The organism is Streptomyces yangpuensis, from assembly GCF_001005295.1.
Taxonomy (GTDB): Bacteria; Actinomycetota; Actinomycetes; order Streptomycetales; family Streptomycetaceae; genus Streptomyces; species Streptomyces yangpuensis.
This window is the reverse complement of record NZ_LBMK01000002.1, coordinates 1345770-1361305: the sequence shown is the minus strand read 5'-3', so window position 1 is coordinate 1361305 and position 15536 is coordinate 1345770. Positions and strand designations below refer to the sequence as shown.

Sequence of the window (15536 nt, the reverse complement as noted above, 5' to 3'; positions counted from 1 at the left end):
CACGTCACGGCATGGATGGTCAGGCGGGGACTGCGGTCGTCGGGCGCACCGTGGGCCGGCAGTCGAGGAGGTCCACGGGGCGGCCCATCGCGACGGCGATCTTCCGGTCGCCGGTGAACGGGTCGCGGCCGTGCGCGCAGAGCACGTTGTCGACCAGCATCACGTCGCCGGCCTGCCAGGTCTCGCGGACGGTGGCGGCGTCGTAGGCCGCGTTGAGGGCGTCCGCATCGTCCCGGGAGAGGGGTTCGCCGTCTCCGAAGCCGGTGTTGAACGGCAGGCCGCCGGGTCCGAACTCCTCGACCATGGCCTCCCGGATGTCCGGGTCGAGGGACCACTCGTTCCAGAAGGCCAGGTGGTTGAACCAGACCTCCTCGCCGGTCTGCGGGTGGTGGATCGTGGCCGAACGCAGCTGGCTGGTCCGCAGGTTGCCGTCCGGCTGCCACTCCCAGGTGATGCCGTTCTCCTGGCAGTACCGCTCGACGTCGGCGCGGTCCTCGGTGCCGAAGGCGGTGCGCCAGCCGAGCGAGACGTAGTCCGAGTAGCTGCGCTCCAGCGTCCAGCCGGAGGAGCGGCCCCGCGCGGCCAGGTGGTCGGGGAGGGCGGCGAGGACCTTGCGGACGTCGGCGGTCGGGGTGGCGCCGCCCGTCGCGGGGGCGGTCAGGCAGGCGAACAGCAGCCGGCCGGGGAAGGTCAGGGTGTAGCTGTTCTCGTTGTGCATCCGGATCGACTGGGCGGGCGGCAGGTCGGTGGACGAGAAGACGCCGTCGCCGAAGTCGCTGCGCGGGGTGGCCTTCTCCCGGTACGGGGTGGGCTCGGGGATGAGCACGTCGCGGACGGCGGCGACGTCGGCGGCCTGCGTCACCGGCAGTCCGCGCAGGAAGATCGTGCCGTGCTCGTGCAGAGCGGCGGTCAGTGCGGTCTCGTTCTCGCGCAGCCATGCGCAGGCCTCGGCGAGACCGGTGGTGGCGGGCACACGGGTGAGGGCCGGGCGGCCGGGGTTCAGCTCCCAGGTCGGCATGGCGGCGCTCACCGCTGGTCGAGGGTGGCGAGCAGGCTCGCCGGGCGGATGTCGGTCCAGTTGGCCTCGATCCAGTCGAGGCACTCCTGGCGGGGGGCCTCGCCGTGGACGGTGGTCCAGCCGGCCGGCACGTCGATCCAGACCGGCCAGAGCGAGTGCTGGTTCTCGTCGTTGACCAGGACCAGGTAGCCGGAGTTGTCGTCCTCGAACGGGTTGCTCATGGTGGTCTCCGTAGAGTGAGAGGTGCAGGAGGTGCTCTGGGGTGCGGTTCGAAGGTATGGGCGCCGGCCGGGCCGCAGCGGCACAAGTTCCGGCAGGTGAGCGGCAGTTGCGGCACTGCCGGATCCGGGTCCGGGTCCGGGTCCGGATCCCCGCTCAACGGGGGGTGAGCCGGACGGGGAAGTGGTCCAGGCCGAAGTTGATGATCGAACGGTTGTAGGTGACGGGCCCGGTCGGCTCGATCACGGCGGCCTTCTCCAGCGCGGCCGTGTACAGCGCGCTCAGCTCGGCCTTGGCCAGCGGCGCGCCGATGCAGTAGTGGGCGCCCAGGCCCAGCGCGAGGTGCTTGTTGGGCGAACGGTCGAGCCAGATCTCCTCGGGCCGGTCGAAAGCCTCCGGGTCCCGGTCGGCGGACCACACCCAGACCGCGACCCGGTCGCCGCGCCGGATCCGGCGGCCGCCCAGCTCGATGTCCCGGGTGGCGGTGCGCAGCGTGTGGAGGCCCACGGAGGTCCAGCGCAGGAGCTCGTCCACGGCGGAGTCCATGGAGACCTCGCCCCGTTGCAGCCTGTGCCACAGGTCGGGGCGCCGGACGAGGGTGTGCAGGCCCATGGCGGCGGTGTGGCGGACGGTCTGGACGCCGCCGACCACGATGTTGTCCAGGTTGAGGACCACGTCCTCGATCGGCAGCAGCCGCCCGCCGACCTTGTACGTGGCCATCATGGAGATCAGGTCGTCGCGCGGGTCGGAGCGGCGCAGCATCACCTGGTGCATCAGGTACGGGATCAGCTTCTGGTGCCCGGCCCGGCGTTCCTCCGGGGTGCGGCCGAGGAAGGCCACGTCGCAGACCCGGACCACCATGTCGCGGTCCTTCTCCGGGACGTCCAGCAGATCGCACATGACGGCGAGGGGGAGGGCGGAGACCACGTCGACGAGGTCCACCTCGCCCTGCTCGACGGCCCGGTCGAAGAGCTCGCCGGCCCGTTCGGTGATCGACCGGGCGGCGCCGCGCACCCCGCCCTTGGAGAAGAACGGGTTGGCGGGGGCCCGGAGTTCGCGGTGGCGGGGCGGGTCGGTGAGCGCCATCATCCGGCCCGAGCCGACCGGTACGTTGCCCTCGCCCGCGCCGAGCAGCGATCCGGACTCCGAGCTGAACACGGCCGCGTTGCGCAGTACCTCCGCCGACTCCCGGTAGGTGAGCACCGACCAGACCGGTCCGTCGTCGACGGTCTCGGTGCGGTGCACGGGCGCCTCGCGGCGCAGCTCGGCGATCAGGGCCGGGGTGTCGGGGCGGGCCCACAGGCCGGGGTCGGTGAGGTCGACGGTACCGGCGGTGGCTGTGCGGGTGGTGGCGGTGGCGGTGGCGGTGGCGGTGGCGGTGGCGGTGGTCAGCATGGCTGCTCCCTGGAAACGTGGTCGGGCGCGACGGGCACCTGGCGGTCCGCCGGGCGAGGGGTCAGAAGAGAGGTCAGGAGGTCGGCCGGGCCGGGCCGGTCGACGGTGGCGAGCAGGTGCCCGCCGGGGACGACGCGGTGGCCGAAGCCACCGCGGGTGTGGGCGGCCCAGCCGGTGAGCCCGGTGGTGGCGAGCATCGGGTCCTCCGCGCCGGCCAGGGCGTGGATCGCGGAGCCGATCGGCGCGTGCGGACGGTGGTGGTAGGTGGCGCTGACGGCGAGGTCGGTGCGGATGGCGCGCAGGGCGAGCTCGACGAGGTCCGGATGGCCCTGGACCGACTCCTCCAGGCCGGTGAGCCGTAGGAGTTCGGACGCGTCCAGGTCCCTGGACTCGCGCCCGGCCCACTCGGCGGGGCTGGGCGCCCCCACGGCGACCACCAGCTCGGGACGGTGGTCGGCGGGGAGCGCGCGGGCGACCTCGTAGGCCAGCAGCGCGCCGAAGCTCTGGCCGTAGAAGGCGAACCGGCCGCCGTCACCGCCGGTCAGATGCGGGGTGAGTGCCTCGGTGACGGCGGTGACCAGCGTGTCGAAGTCGGGCGGCATCGGGTGCCGGCTGCGGCCGCCCCGGGCCGGCGGGCGCAGCGCCCAGACCTCGGCCGCGGGGGCCAGGGCGCGGGCGAGCGGCGTGTAGGCGGTGGCGTCGCCGCCGGCGTGCGGGAAGCAGAACAGCCGTATGGGGCGGTGGGCCTGGGGAGCGGGGACGAACAGCCAGTCCCCCTCGACCCGGGGGCGGCCAGGACGGGCAGGGCGCGCGGCGGGAGTGGCGGTGGTCATCGGACGGCCTCGCGGCGGGCGGTGAGGGTGGGACGGGCGGCGGCCGGGCCGGCCGCGGCGGCGCGCCGGACCGCGGCGGTGAAACCGGCCAGGTCGGCCGCGTCCAGCAGGTCGCGGAGCTGGAGTTCGACGTCGAGCTTGCGTCGCAGCAGGTGGACGACGCGCAGGGCGGCGAGGGAGTGGCCGCCGAGGGAGAGGAAGTCGTCGCTCTGCTCGACGTCGGGCACCCCGAGCACGGTGCGCCAGACCTCGGCGACCTGCTCGTCGACCCCGCCCGGCGCGGTTCGCTCGGCGGTGTCGGTGGCGGCCGCCGCCGGGGCGGGCAGGGCGCTGTGGTCGACCTTGCCGTTGGGGGTGAGAGGCAGGGCGTCCAGCACGGTCACGGTGGACGGGACCATGTGGGCGGGCAGGGTACGGCGCAGCTCGGCCGGCAGGTCGGCGGGGCGGACGGCCGCGCCGGTGACGTAACCGGCGAGCCGGTGGTCCCCGGGGGCGGCCTCGTGCAGCGTGACGGCGGCCGCGGTCACCCCGGCGAGGGCGCCCAGCGCGTGCTCGACCTCGCCGATCTCGACCCGGAAGCCGCGCAGCTTGACCTGGCGGTCCACCCGGCCGACGTACTCCAGGAGACCCTCGGCGGAGCGGCGCGCCTGGTCGCCGGTGCGGTACATCCGGGCGCCGGGCTCGGTTGCGAACGGGTCCGCCGTGAACCGGCCCGCCGTCAGGCCCGGGTGGCCCGGGTAGCCGTGGGCGAGGCCGGGCCCGGCCAGGTACAGCTCGCCGACCGCGCCGGCCGTCGTCACGGGCATGAGGCGGCCGTCGAGCAGGTAGGCGCGTACGCCGGGCAGCGGTTCGCCCAGGTGCGGGCCGGGGCCGGTGACCGGGGTGGTGATCGCGTCGACGGTGCACTCGGTGGGCCCGTACAGGTTGAGGGCGTCGATACGGGCGTCGGCCAGTTCGCGCCAGGTGCGGGCGGGTACGGGCTCGCCGCCCATGAACAGCCGCGGGACGCGGGTGCCGGCACCGGCGCCGGCCAGCGGCTCGCGGAGCAGCTGCCAGTGGGACGGGGTCAGGTCGAGGTCGGTGACGGCGTGTTCGGCGAGCAGCCGTACGAGGCGGGTCGGCTCGGCCCGCTGCGTGTCGTCGATCACCACCAGGGTGTCGCCGCGGCAGATCCGGATCCACTGCTGGACGGAGGCGTCGAAGGACACGCTCGCGTTCCAGGCGACGACGCCGGGCTCCGGGCGGTAGGCGCCGCTGAGTTCCAGGGCGGCGGCGAGGCCGGCCACGGCGCCGTGCGGGACCTCCACGCCCTTGGGGCGGCCGGTGGAGCCGGAGGTGTAGATGACGTAGGCGGAGTCGAGCGGGTGCGGGGTGAACGGCTCCGCCGGGCCTTCGGTGCCCTGGGCGTCGGGGCGGAGCACCGGCACGCCGGCCGGTACGGGCGGCTCGGCGTCGGCGCTCACGACGGCGGCGAGGCGGGCGTCGGCAGCCATGAAGGCGATGCGCTCGGCCGGGTAGGCGGGGTCGAGCGGGACGTACGCGGCGCCGGCCCGCCAGGCGGCGAGCAACGCGACCGGCAGATCGGCGGTACGCGCGAGGTGCACCCCGACCCGGTCCCCACGCCGCACCCCGGCCGCGCGCAGGGCCCGGGCCAGTCCGGCGGTACGGCGGTCCAGCGCGGCAAAGTCGAGACTCCCGTCCACGGCGTGCACGGCGACCCGCCCGGGCTGCGCGGCGACGACGGCCGCCAGTCGGGACAACAGGTCGGCTGCGACGGTGATGGTGGTCATGTGGAACTCCTGGTTCGTCGGTTCGGAATGGATGGATCACGCGGCACGGCCCTGGCGGCCCTGCCGAAGCCGACGGGCCTGCGCCCCCGCCGCAGCGGGCGTCGCCGGTACGGCCCCGGCGGCCCGGCGGCCCCGCCGTACCGGCCCGGGCGGAGCCGATGGGCCGGTGCCCGTGCGGATACCGGCCGTCCGGCCCCAGCCGCTGGCGGCTTGCCGTACCGGCCCGGGCGGCCACCGGCCGCTGGCCGGACGGACCGTCGTCCTGGCCGAGCCGGACCGCCCCTGCGGGCGCCGGGCCGAAGCGGCGGGCTGTGGCACTTCGGTGGACCGCCCCCACGGGTGGCGGCCTACCGTCAGGGGCGTCGCCCCGGGACGGGCATCGCACCCCGCCGTTCGGCCGACGGCCGGGGCCCGTCGGAGGCGGAGCCGGACCGCCCCTGCGAGGCCGGGCCCGGCCTGATCCGGCGCCGCCCGCCGCAGGCGGGGCAGCCCGGCGGACGGCAGGTGCGGGCCCGGCCGCTCGGCCGGCAGCGGCTGCGTACACCGGCCGGGCCGGTCGGCGTCGCCCGGCCCGGCGGCCCGCGGGGGCCGGCCCGACCGGGCGTTCGGCCTCGGCGGGGCGGTGCGCCCCCGCAGGGCCCGCCGTACGGTCGGCGGTGGTCGGGCCGTGGCCGGCCACCGCCGGCCACACCGGCCCGGCGGAGCCGGGGGTCAGGCTTCGGCCGACAGGCGGGCCAGGGCTTCCGTGTAGGCGTCGATGAAGTGGTCCGCCGTGGCGTCGTCCACCACCGCCCGCTGGTGGTCCACGGCGAGCAGGACGCGCTGCGACACCGGGTCCTGGATCAGCGAGGCGCCGAAGGCGAAGCTGTTGGGCTCGTGCCTCAGCGTCGGCTCGCAGCCGATCCGGCCGTCCTCGATCCGGGCCGCGCTCAGCCGCCCCAGGGCGTGGAACCGCAGGTAGCCGAACTGGCTGTCGAGCGCGGTGTCGGCCATCATCCGCGCCAGCCGGGCGAACGGCACCCGCCGGTGCGGCATCATGTCCATCTCCTCCCGGTGCACGTGCCGTACCAGCGCGGCCAGGTCGTCCTCGTCCGGCTCCGCGACCAGCGGGACCGTGTTGAGGAACAGCCCGTACACCTCCGTCCCGCCCAGCCGTTCCAGCCGGCCGTTCATCGCCAGCCCGGTCGTGACCCGGCGCCGCCCCGTGATCCGGGCCAGCGCGTACAGGTGGGCGGCGAGCGCGACCGACTTGACCGGTACGGCGAGCGCGTCGGCGACCGCCCGCAGTTGCCCGGGGGCGTCGGGCAGCACCCGCTCCACCGTCCGCGGCAGTTCGTGGACGTCCTCACTGCCGGGCCAGAGCTGGCCGGTGGCGCCGTCGAGCCGGCTCCGCCAGTACGCCAGGGAGTGCGGATCCGCGGCGGCCTCGCGTTCCACGGCGACGAAGTCCCGGAAGGAGGTCCGCGGCGGCGGGGCCGGCGCGGAGGCCGGATCCGCGCCGAGCGCGGTGTGCCGTTCGAGGATCTCGGTGAGCAGTGAGGTGAAGCTCCAGCCGTCGAGGATGGCGTGGTGCTCGGAGACGGTGAGCTGGAAGGCGTCCTCGGCCAGCCGCTGGACGGTTACCCGGAACAGCGGCGGTTCGGCGAGGTCGAAGGGCCGGTCGCGGTGGTGCTCGAAGACCGCACGGACCGCGTCGTCCTGTTCCTCGCCCGTCGCTCCCCGCAGGTCCGTGCATTCGACCGGGACGGGCAGGGCGCCGTGGACCAGCTGGAGCGGTTCGCCGTAGCCGGAGAGGTCGAGGCCGGTGCGCAGGACGGCGTGCCGCGCCATGGCCTCTGCGACCGAGCGGCGCAGCGCGCCCTCGTCGAGGTCGCCGGCGATCCGGTAGGAGTTGACGTTGTGGTAGCTGTCGGTGCCGCCGGCGACCTCCATGTGGAAGACCATGGACAGCTGCATCGAGACCATCGGGTAGGCGTCGACGATCCCGGGCGGCAGCTCGGCCCGGTCCTCCTCGGCGATCAGCGCGAAGGGCCGGTCCGCGGCGGGGTCCGCGGCCACCGGGCGGGCCAGCGGCAGCAGTGCCGCGACGGTCGGCGCGTCGAAGACGTCCCGCAGGGTGACCTGCCAGCCGCGGTCGTGCAGGGCGCCGGCCAGCTGGACGGCACGGATGGAGTCCCCGCCGAGGTGGAAGAAGTCGTCGTGGACGCCGATCCCGCCGACCCCGAGCACCTGCGTCCAGACACCGGCGAACAGTTCCTCCTCCGGTGTGCGCGGCTCGACGTGCGCCCCGGCCGCCGCCCCGGGCACGGTCCGGTCGGGGTCGGGCAGCGCCGCCCGGTCGACCTTGCCGTTGACGGTGAGCGGCAGCGCGTCCAGGACGGTGACGCTCGCCGGGATCATGTACTCGGGCAGCGAGCGGCCCAGGAAGGCCCGCAGGTCCGCGGGCTCGGCCGGGGAGCGGCCGGTGACGTACGCGGCGAGCCGGTCGTCGTGCACGGTGACGACGCAGGCGTCCACCTCGGGGTGCGCGGCGACGGCGTTCTCGATCTCGCCGAGTTCGATCCGGAAGCCGCGCAGCTTCACCTGGAAGTCCGCCCGGCCGACGTACTCCAGCCCGCCGTCCGGCAGTCGCCTGGCGACGTCCCCGGTCCGGTAGAGCCGGGCGCCGGGCGGGCCGTACGGGTCCGCCACGAAGCGGCCGGCGGTCAGGCCGGGGCGGCCCCAGTAGCCGTGCGCGAGGCTGCCGCCGCCGATGTACAGCTCGCCGGGTACCCCGGGGAGGCTGGGGCGCAGCCAGTCGTCCAGGACGAGCGCGGTGAGGTGCGGCATCGGTTCGCCGACGAAGCTGCGTTCGAAGCCCCCGCCGCCCGCGCCGCCCGCGGCTATGTCGTGCGTCGTGACATGCACGGTGGTCTCGGTGATGCCGTAGAGGTTGCAGAGCCGGGCGGGCGGCAGCGGGTCGAGGTCGTGCCAGCGCTGGACCACTCCGGGGTCGAGCGCCTCGCCGCCGAGCATGATCCACCGCAGGGCGGGCAGGGCTCGCGGGCGGCGGCGCAGCGCCGGTTCGAGCTGGCGCAGCGCGGAGGGCGTGAGGCAGAGATGGGTGACGCGTTCCTCGTCGAGGAGGGCGGCGAACTCGTCGGGCGAACGGCTGGTGAGGTGCGGTACGACGACCAGGCGGCCGCCGTGCAGCAGGGCGCCCCACAGCTCCCACACCGTCCAGTCGAAGGCGTAGCTGTGGAAGAGCGTCCAGACGGTGTCCGGGCCGAAGCCGAAGGGGCCGCGGCCGGAGTCGAGGAGCCGGCTGACGTGCTCGTGGGCGACGGCGACGCCCTTGGGGCGGCCGGTGGAGCCGGAGGTGAAGATGAGGTAGGCGATGTCGCCGGGGCGGCCGGCGGCGGGGGGCCGGACGGCAGGGGCGGCGGCGATCTCCTCGGCGTCCGCGGCGAGGTCGAGGGTCTGCCACGGGCCGTCGGGGGCGCGGTCGGGCCGGTCGGTGAGGACGAGGGTGACGGCGGTGTCGCCGAAGACCAGGGCCGCCCGGTCGGCCGGGGCCGCCAGGTCGACCGGTACGTAGGCGGCGCCCGTCTTGAGGACGGCCAGGATCGCGGCGGGGACGGCGGCGGTGCGCTCCAGCAGCAGTCCGACGCGGTCGCCGGGGCGGACCCCGCGGGCCAGCAGGGTGTGGGCCAGCCGGTTGGCGCGGCGGTCGAGTTCGGCGTAGTCGAGGGTGCCGTACGGGTCACTCACGGCGGGCCGGTCCCCGTAGGCGTCGGCGGCGCGCTCGAAGAGGTGGTGCAGGCAGTGGCCCGGTTCGAGCCGCGCGGGGCGGTGCGGCTGCCCGGCGGAGGTGAGCCGGAGCACGGTGGCATCCGGGTCGGCGAGGGCGGCGTCCAGAAGGCCCGCGTAGTCGGCGGCGAGGCGGCGTACGGTGCCGGCGTCGAACAGGTCGGTGCTGTACTCGGCTTCGCCGCGCAGGTTCCCGTCGGCGGTGTCCTCGAAGACGGACCAGGTGAGGTCGAACTTGGCTGTGCCGTTGGAGCGGACGGTGCGGCGAGCGGTGACCCCGGAGCCGAGCGCCAGGGGCACGGGGTCCTCGGTGTGGGCACCGAACACCACCTGGACCAGGGGCGGGTGCTGCGGGGTACGGGTGGCGCCGGCCAGGTCGACCAGCTGGTCGAAGGGGACGTCGAGGTAGCCGAAGGCGTCGAAGGCGCCGTCCTGGAGGTCGGCGAGCAGTCCGCGGAAGGTGGCGTCGAGGGCGAGCCGGACGCGCAGCGGCAGCAGGTTGACGAAGTACCCGAGGAGATCGGCGAGTTCGGGTCGGTTGCGGGTGGTGACGGGGGTGCCGACGAGCAGGTCGTCACGCCCGGTCCAGCGGCCCATCAGGATCGCGAAGGCTGCGAGTTGGACGGTGTACGGAGTGACGCCCTCCTGCTCGGCGAGCGCCCGGACCCGGGCGGCGGCGCCGGGGGCGAGGTCGAACGGCTCGGTGGCGCCGCACCGGCTGCACTCGGCGGGCCGGGGCCGGTCGCCGGGCAGCTCCAGGAGGGTGGGGGCGCCGTCGAGGGTCTGCTTCCAGTGGGCGAGGTGCTCCTCGTAGGAGGTGTGCTGTTCCTCCTCGGCCCAGTCGGCGTACTGGGTGGTGAGCGCCGGCAGCACGGGCGGCCGGTGCTCTGTGAACGCGGAGTACAGTTCGGCGAGTTCGTGGTCGAAGAGCTCGGCCGACCAGCCGTCCCAGACGATGTGGTGGACCACGAACAGGAGCGTGGTGCGGTCGTCGGCGAGCCGGAACGCCTCTGCGCGCAGCAGGGGCCCGGTGGCCAGGTCGAACGGCTCGACGGCCCGCTCGGCGATCAGTTCCCCGGCCCGGTCGGCCCGTTGTTCCTCGGGCAGCGCGCGAAGGTCGGTGACGGCGAGGGGCACGGCGAGCGCGGGGTGGACGTGCTGGCGGGGGCCGTCGGGGTGCAGGGCGAAGGTGGTGCGCAGCGCCTCGTGCCGGGCGGTGACGCCGTCCAGGGCCCGCTGGAGCAGTGCGAGGTCGAGCGTGCCGGTGACGTCGTACGTCCAGGGCGTGGTGTAGGTGGCGGCCTGCGGGTTCCACCGGTCGAGGAACCAGAGTCCGCGCTGGAGCCCGGTGACCGGGGCGGTACGCAACGCACCGACGGCCCCGGCCGGGGCCTCCCCGGCGGGTACGGGGCCGGCCTCGCCCACGGGTGCGGGGGCGGCCTCTTCGGCGGGTGCCGGAAGGGGCAGGGAATCGGGGGTGTTGGGCGGGTGGGGCGGCGGCGCGGCGGGCTGGTCGGCGGACGGGCTCACGGCCTCGTTCCCTTCGGTCGGACGGGCGGTCGGAAAGGCGGGCTGGCGGGCGGGTCGACGGGTCGGCTGACGGCGCGGCGGACGGGCCGGATCCCAGGCCGGCTGACGAGGCGGCGGACGGGCCGGCGGGCCGGGTGCGGTGTCATCGCGCGGACAGCCGTTCGGCGATGGCGGCGACGGTCCGGCCGCGGAAGACCGCCTGCGGCGGGACCCGGGTGCCGGTCTGCTGGGAGAGCCGCATGGCGACCCGTACGGCGGCCAGCGAGTTGCCGCCGATCCGGAAGAAGTCGGCGTCCGGGCCGAGGTCGTCGGCCAGTTTCAGTACCTCGCGCACGGCGTCGGCAACCAGCCGCTGGTCCCGGCTCAGCGGGTCGGCATGGGCGGCCGGGGCGGCGTCTCGGCGTTCGGCCGGGGCGGGCAGGGCCCGGCGGTCGACCTTGCCGTTCTGGTTGAGCGGCAGCGCGTCCAGCACGTCGAGCGTGGCCGGCACCATGTGGTCGGGCAGCAGCCCCGCCAGGTGGTCGAGCAGCGCGTCCGGGTCGGGCGCCTGCGCACCGCCCGCAGCGCCCGCAGCGGCGACGGCGGTGACGTACGCGGCGATTCGACGGTCGCCGGGGGCCGGCTCGTGCACGGTGACGGCCGCCTCCCCCACCGACGGGTGGCGGGTGAGCGCGTCCTCGATCTCGCCGGGCTCGATACGGAAGCCGCGGATCTTCACCTGGTCGTCGATCCGGCCGGTGATCTCCAGCACCCCCTCTTCCGTCCGGTGGCCGAGGTCGCCGGTGCGGTAGAGGCGTTCGCCGGGCGCCCCGAACGGGGACGCGACGAACCGCTCGGCGGTCAGCCCGGGCCGGCCGACGTAGCCGAGGGCGAGCCCGCCACCGGCCGCGTACAGCTCGCCGGTGGTGCCGTCGGGGACGGGCCGCAGCCGCTCGTCGAGGACGTGGACGGCCTTGCCGTGCAGCGGGTGGCCGATCGGGATGGAGGCTCCTGCGGCGTCCTGCGGCGTCGCGCGGTGGCAGGTGGTGAGCCCGAGGGACTCGACCGGGCCGTAGCCGTTGGCGACGACCAGGTCCGGGTACTGGTCGAGGGCCTTCCCGACGTGGGTGACGGATGCCCGCTCCCCGGCGGTGAAGGCCACCTTGAGGCCGTCGTACGTCTCCGGGAACTCCTCCAGCAGGAAGTTGAACAGGCTGGCGGAGAGCTGAAGCTGGGTGACGCCGTGACGACGGGTGAGTTCGGCGACGGCCTGCGGGTCGGGCCGCTGTCCGGGCTGGAGCACGCACACCCCGCCGAAGGCGAGCGCGCCGTACAGCTCCAGGGCGAAGGCGTCCCAGGAGACCGGGGAGCACTGCAGCCACACCTCGTCGGGGCCGAAGCGGGCGTATTCCTGGCCGAGGTAGGTGGTGGTGAGGGCGCGGTGCGGGACGGCGACGCCCTTGGGACGGCCGGTGGAGCCGGAGGTGAACATCACGCAGGCGAGGTCCGTGCCGGTGACGGGCAGGCCCGGGTCGTGGCCGGGGCGGGACGCGACGGCGGCGGCCGCGGCGTCCAGGTCGAGGTGGCCGGCGACGGGGAACGGCGGGCTCGCGCGGCGGTGGGTGACCAGCAGGGCGGCGCCGCAGTCGGCGACCGCGCCGGCCAGCCGCTCGGCCGGGAAGTCCGGGTCGAGCAGGGTGTAGGCGGCCCCGGCCTTCAGTGCGGCGAGCAGCGCGACCACCAGGTCCGGTCCGCGTTCGACCAGGACGGCGACGGTGTCGCCGCGGCCGATGCCCGAGGCCCCGAGGTGGTGGGCGAGGCGGTTGGCGCGCTCGTTCAGGGTGCCGTAGTCGAGGCGTGCCTCGCCGCAGAGCAGGGCGGGGGCATGCGGGTCGCGGGCGGCGCGGTCCTCGAAGAGCGTGTGCACGGGGGCCTCGACGGCGGTGGCGAGGGTGCCGAGCCAGGCCTCGCACAGTTCGGCCATGGTGGCGGCGTCGAACAGGTCGGAGTCGTACTCGAAGCGGCCGGTGAAGTCGGTACCCCGGTCGTCGACGGAGATCGACAGGTCGAAGCGGGAGACCGGGTTGGAGTGCAGCTCGCGGGTGACCCGGGTGCCGCCGATGGTCAGCGGGCGGTCGTCCAGCGGGTGCAGTTCCAGGAGGACCTGGCAGAGCGGGTTGCGGTCCTCGGTCCGGTCGTCGGGACGCTCCTCCATGACGGCCCCGGCGATGGCGTCGAACGGTGCCTCCTGGTGGCGGTAGCCGTCGATCGCCACCTCGCGGACGTGCCGGACGAGGTCGCGGAAGTCCATGCCCTCGTCGAGCCGGACGCGCAGGGGCAGCAGGTTGACGAAGTAGCCGATCAGCGCGTCGAGTTCGGCCCGGCCGCGGACGCTCACCGGAGAGCCGAGCACCAGATCGCGCCGGCCGGTGCGCCGGTGGAGGGTGAGGGCGAGACCGGCGAGCAGCACCATGAACGGGGTCGCGTCCTCGCTGCGGGCCAGTGCCCGGACCGCCTCGGCGACCGGCCGGGGCATCGCGAAGCGGTGGAACGCGCCGCGGAACGACTGGAGTTCGGGGCGGGGCCGGTCGGTGGGGAGGAGAGGCTCGGTGGGGGCATCGCGCAGGTGCTCGCGCCAGTGGCCGAGTTGCCGCGCGGCGGTGTCGTCCCGGCTCTGCCAGGTGCTGTAGTCGGTGTACTGGACGGCGAGTTCGGGGAGGCCGGGGGGCCGGCCGGTGGCCAGGGAGTCGTACAGGGCGGCCAGTTCGGCCTCCAGGACGGGGAGCGAGCCCTCGTCCCAGACGATGTGGTGGCAGAGCAGCAGCAGGGTGGACGTCTCACCCGTGCGGTAGAGGTGGGCGCGGACGAGCGGGCCGGTCTCCAGGTCGAAGGGCACCAGTGCGGCCTCGGCGAGCAGGCCGTCGACCGCGGCGGTGGTGGTCTCCACGACGGTGAACGGCAGCTCGACCGAGGGGTGGACCACCTGCCGGGGCCCGTCCTCGCCCAGCTCGAAGGTGGTGCGCAGGGCCTCGTGCCGGTCGGTCACGCCGGTCAGGGCCTGCCGGAGCAGCTCGGCGTCGACCGGCCCGGCGAAGCGGAACACCCAGGGCACGATGTAGGTGGGCGAGCCCGGGTTCCACTGGTCCAGGAACCACAGGCCGCGCTGGAAGTTCGCGAGCGGCGCCTCGTCGGCGCCGGTCCGCTCCAGGGCCGGGCGCTCGCCGTCGTCGGAGGCGGCGGTGACCGCGGCGGCGAACTCGCCGAGGGTCGGCGCGTCGAAGATGGTGTACGGGGAGATCATGCCGAACACGTCGAAGACGCGGCCGACCACGCGTACGGCGGTGAGGGAGTCCCCGCCCAGGTGGAAGAAGTTGTCGTCGGCGCCGACCTCGGGCACCCCGAGCACGTCGGACCAGACGGCGGCGATGAGCTGTTCGGCGGGGGTACGGGGCGGGCGGCGGCCGGCAGCCGGCGCGGCGGGCTCTGCCTGGGGCTCGGGCAGCGCCGCCCGGTCCACCTTGCCGCCGGCGGTCAGCGGGAAGGCATCGAGCGGGGTGACGGTCGCGGGGACCATGTGCTCGGGGAGCCGCTCGGCCAGGTGGGCGCGGAGCCCGGCGGGGTCGGGGGCGTCCACGGCGGCGCCTGAGCCGGTCACGTACGCGGCGAGCCGGCCCTCGTGCGCCACCACGACGGCCGCGGCGACGTCCGGGTGGCCGGCCAGGGCCTGCTCGATCTCGCCGGGCTCGACGCGGTAGCCGCGGATCTTCACCTGGTGGTCCGTACGGCCGACGAACTCCAGCGGGGCGTAGGCGCCGGAGCGCCGGACGAGGTCACCGGTGCGGTACATCCGGGCGCCCGGCTCGGGCGCGAAGGGGTCCGCGACGAACCGGCCCGCGGTCGGGCCCGGGCGGCCGTGGTAGCCGGAGGCCAGCACGGGCCCGCCGAGGTACAGCTCGCCGGACGTGCCGGGTGCCACCGGCCGCAGCCGGTCGTCCAGCACGTACGCACGGCGTCCGGGGAGCGGCCGGCCGATGGGAACGGTGTGGGCCTCGTCGGCGTCCGGACCGGCCGGCTCGTGGACGGTGGCGGTGACGACGGTCTCGGTCGGCCCGTAGGCGTTGAGCAGCGGTACCCCGGTGGCGGTCCGCCAGCGGGCCGCGGCGTCCGGGTGGAGGCGGTCGCTACCGGAGATCATCAGGCGCAGGGCGCGCGGAGGCCGGACGTCCTCGCGCAGGGCGGCCACCACCTCCTGGAAGTAGCCGGCCGCGAGATTGGCCACGGTGACGGCTTCGGTGTCCAGCAGCTCCAGCAGGGCGGCGGGGGCCAGGAGCTGCTGCTCCGGTACGACGAGGCAGGCGCCGGCCGAGAGGGCGGTGAGCACCTGTTCGACGGCAACGTCCACGGTGGGGCGGGCGAAGTGCAGCACCACGTCGTCCTCGGTGAGGCCGAAGCATTCGACGGCGGCTGCCACGTGGGCGGTCAGCGCGGCGAGCGGGACGTGCACCCCCTTGGGGTGGCCGGTGGTGCCGGAGGTGTAGATGAGGTAGCCCGCGGCGGAGCCCGGTCCGCCGTCCCGCCCGGTGCCGGGATCGCCCGCGGCTCCGGCCGGGCCTTCGGGCCCGGTCAGTTCACCGTCGCTGCAGGCGAGGGCGGCACCCGCGTCGTTGCGGATCCAGCGGTTGCGCTCCTCGGGCGCCTCCCGGTCCAGGGGGAGGTACGTCGCGCCGGCCCGGAGTGCGGCGAGCAGGCCGACCACATGGTCGAGCCGGTCCCGGCCGGTGACGGCCACCGTCGCGCCGGGGGCGATCCGGGCGGCGATGCGGGTGGCGAGGGCGCCGCTCAGTTCGTCCAGTTCCCGGTAGGTGACGGTCCGGGCGCCGAGCCTCAGGGCCGGACGGTCCGGGAACCGGCGTGCGACGGATATGAAGGGAAAACCGCGAGATTCCATCATCCAACCCCGATGAATTAACGACGCTGCGGGCA

The 15536-nt window shown here is 75.3% G+C and carries 7 protein-coding genes; all 7 read right to left on the bottom strand.

The window, feature by feature from the left end; translation table 11 throughout:
* Positions 1-19: 19 nt before the first annotated feature.
* Positions 20-1018, bottom strand: a complete 999-nt coding sequence (locus AAT21_RS11430; protein ID WP_046776527.1) for a TauD/TfdA family dioxygenase — start codon at positions 1016-1018, stop codon at positions 20-22.
* 8 nt (positions 1019-1026) lie between these two features.
* Positions 1027-1239 carry an MbtH family protein gene (locus AAT21_RS11425; RefSeq protein ID WP_046776526.1) on the bottom strand — a complete coding sequence of 71 codons (213 nt, stop codon included), beginning with the start codon at positions 1237-1239 and terminating at the stop codon, positions 1027-1029.
* A gap of 154 nt (positions 1240-1393) precedes the next feature.
* The gene (locus AAT21_RS11420) at positions 1394-2632 is read right to left on the bottom strand and encodes a cytochrome P450 (protein ID WP_235438741.1); all 1239 of its coding nucleotides are present in this window, start codon (positions 2630-2632) and stop codon (positions 1394-1396) included.
* A complete protein-coding gene (locus AAT21_RS11415; protein WP_235438740.1) occupies positions 2626-3465 on the bottom strand; it encodes a thioesterase II family protein in 840 nt (279 codons plus the stop codon). The genes AAT21_RS11420 and AAT21_RS11415 overlap by 7 nt, the downstream gene beginning before the upstream one ends.
* Positions 3462-5255, bottom strand: a complete 1794-nt coding sequence (locus AAT21_RS11410; protein ID WP_046776525.1) for a non-ribosomal peptide synthetase — start codon at positions 5253-5255, stop codon at positions 3462-3464. Before AAT21_RS11410 ends, AAT21_RS11415 begins: the two co-directional genes overlap by 4 nt.
* A 711-nt stretch (positions 5256-5966) precedes the next feature.
* The gene (locus tag AAT21_RS11405; RefSeq protein WP_052757709.1) at positions 5967-10574 is read right to left on the bottom strand and encodes a non-ribosomal peptide synthetase; all 4608 of its coding nucleotides are present in this window, start codon (positions 10572-10574) and stop codon (positions 5967-5969) included.
* A 142-nt stretch (positions 10575-10716) separates the two neighbouring features.
* Entirely contained in the window at positions 10717-15501 is a 4785-nt protein-coding gene (locus tag AAT21_RS11400) for a non-ribosomal peptide synthetase (RefSeq protein ID WP_046776524.1), read from the bottom strand.
* Between the last annotated feature and the right edge of the window lie 35 nt (positions 15502-15536).